1 protein-coding gene is annotated in these 2,689 nt (G+C 41.3%); it reads right to left on the bottom strand.

What is annotated here, in order from left to right; all coding sequences use genetic code 11:
* Positions 1–133 precede the first annotated feature (133 nt).
* A partial coding sequence (locus tag NZ519_13530; protein MCS7029775.1) for an SBBP repeat-containing protein occupies positions 134–2,689 on the bottom strand: 2,556 nt, incomplete at its 5' end.

Below are 2,689 nucleotides of genomic sequence, written 5' to 3' on the forward strand. Positions count from 1 at the left end.
GCGATAGCGTAGCCCGTAGCACGCCGACCTTGTGGGCATGAGCGCAAGCGAAACGCCCACAAGGGCACGCCCAAAAATAAAACCTTGCCTAGCAATAAGCTAAACAAGGTTTTATTCTAAATCAAAAACTATCTCAATGCACTACAAACTGCTTCTGCACACTCTCCTGACCATCAGGCGTAACTATGCGTAAAATATATGTACCACTGGATAAACTTGGTAACTTTACTTTGATTACCTGCATACCCCTGCTTATATTTACCCTTCTGGCTACCATTTCTCTACCTAACATATCCACTACCTGCAAACTTAACTCCCCTTCCACACTTGAAAACAAAGTAAAATTGAGTTCATCTTTCATCAGCGTAGGCACAGAACCTATAAAGGTTAAATGACTACGCCTAAGCGTCTTTATCTCACTGTACCGATGCTGCCCATCTTTACCCACAGACTTGATGCGATAGTAAAACTCATTAGCACTCCATAGATCTTCGGGAATGTGGTCTACAAATTCGTAGGTAGTAGTAGCGGAATTGTGAGGCACTACTGTAACTTCTTGCCATATATCTTGTACTTTACGTTCTACTACGAATTGATTAGTAGCTGCATCTCCCTGCACTTGCCAAGAAAGTAAGGCTTGCGTTTGTTCTGAATTGTGCCATTCAGTATAGAAAGAGAGAATATTGTGAGGTAAAAGCGCGCATGTACAAGGCGCATGAAGAAATTTAAGTATAAAACCATCATCAGATCCATTGAAAGTGTTATCAAAATATGCTCCACCCCCTGGATTGACTAGAGAATAAGAGTAGGTAGTGGAATTAGATACAACAGTCCATTCACCGCTAACAAATAAATTATTATTTACATCCACAGCAATAGGATTACGAAAATCATTTCCATCTCCTCCTATGTAAGTACACCAAAGTAAGATACCTTCGGTGTTAAAAAGGGAAATTACAAAATCACCAGACCCTCCGTTAGAACTATCGTAATACTGCCCATCACAAGAGTTTAACAAGTGGGGAAAAGCGGAAGCATTTGTGGTAAAAATTATATACACATTTCCACAGTTATCAATTGCAATATTGTCATACTCAAACATAGTTTCACCATCGTTTCCTCCATAGTATGTAGCCCATTGGCGAACACCAGCGTTATCAAATTTCAAAATGAAAACATCTGCAATTCCTGATCCCCCTGCTTTTGTTCCTTGATAGTACGCGCCGCTTCCAGGATTATAAACAGGAAAATTAGTTGACAGAGTGATCCCAGTCACAAGCAGGTTTCCTGTATTATCTACAGCCAAAGAATAACCTATATCATCTTGGCTTCCTCCATAGTACGTAGCCCATTGGCGAATACCAAGATTAGAAAACTTTAAAATGAAAACATCATACCATCCTCCGTTTGATGCTTGAAAAAATACACTGCCACCAGGATTATGAACAGGAAAGTTAGTTGACTCTGTATATCCCGTTACAAACACATTCCCTGTGCCATCTACAGCCACAGAATAACCCACTTCATTATTGCTTCCCCCGTAGTATGTAGCCCACTGGCGAACCCCTGTATTAGTAAACTTCAAAACGAAAGCATCTTGAGTTCCTGATCTCGTTCCTTGATAATATGCACCGCCGCCAGGATTTTGAACAGGAAAATTAGTTGAACCCGTATATCCCGTTACAAACACATTTCCTGTACCATCGGTATCTAGAGAATAGCCATAATCGAAAGTACTTCCTCCGTAGTACGTAGCCCACTGGCGAACTCCCGTATTAGTAAACTTCAAAATGAAAGCATCATATCCTCCTCCACTTATTGCTTGATAATATGCACCGCTGCCAGGATTTTGAACAGGAAGATTAGCCGATAAAGTGTACCCTGTAACAAACACATTTCCTGTACCATCGGCAGCTACGTAAACCGCATGGTCATAACTGCTTCCTCCGTAGTACGTAGCCCATTGACGAACCCCCGTATTAGTAAACTTCAAAATGAAAGCATCCTGATCACCTACTTTTGTTCCTTGATAGTACGCACCCCCACCAGGATTTTGAACGGGGAAATCGGTTGAAAAACTATACCCCGTAACAAATACATTTCCAGTTGCATCGGTGTCTATGCCCATCGGTCCGTCAACGTTACTTCCTCCATAAAACGTACCCCATACTAATTGTGGGTCAATTACTAATATGTCGCTTGTGCTGCTTACCCCCAAAACCTCAAAAGTTATTACACTCTCATAGCCACTATCGCCATACACATTAACTCTCTTCTGACTTCTTAACTTAAACCCCGTACTCATCTCATTTCCCCCGTAAAAACTCACAGGCTTTGCCTCCTTCAAATTCCCATACAAAGTATAAACCTCTATCTCCCCTGACCCATTTATCTTAATCGGCTGCTTGCTCAAATAGACCATCTCTATCTGCCTGTAATCCCCACCTGACCTTACTACAAACTCATGTTTGTATCCCTTGTTACTATCCTTCCGCCATACCCAATCTATATTAGGATAGACCTCCTTTATCGTTATCCTCTCATACTCTTTTACCCCGTATATCCCATCAGCACAATGCGGATAAAAGAAATTAAAATCGGTAATCCCTGCTCCTTCCCTTACAATGTTCTCCTTTCGTATGTTTGCCCCTCTTAACTCAATATCCACGCGTTCCCAATATATTTTGAT

This window comes from Bacteroidia bacterium (genome assembly GCA_025056095.1).
Taxonomy (GTDB): domain Bacteria; phylum Bacteroidota; class Bacteroidia; order JANWVE01; family JANWVE01; genus JANWVE01.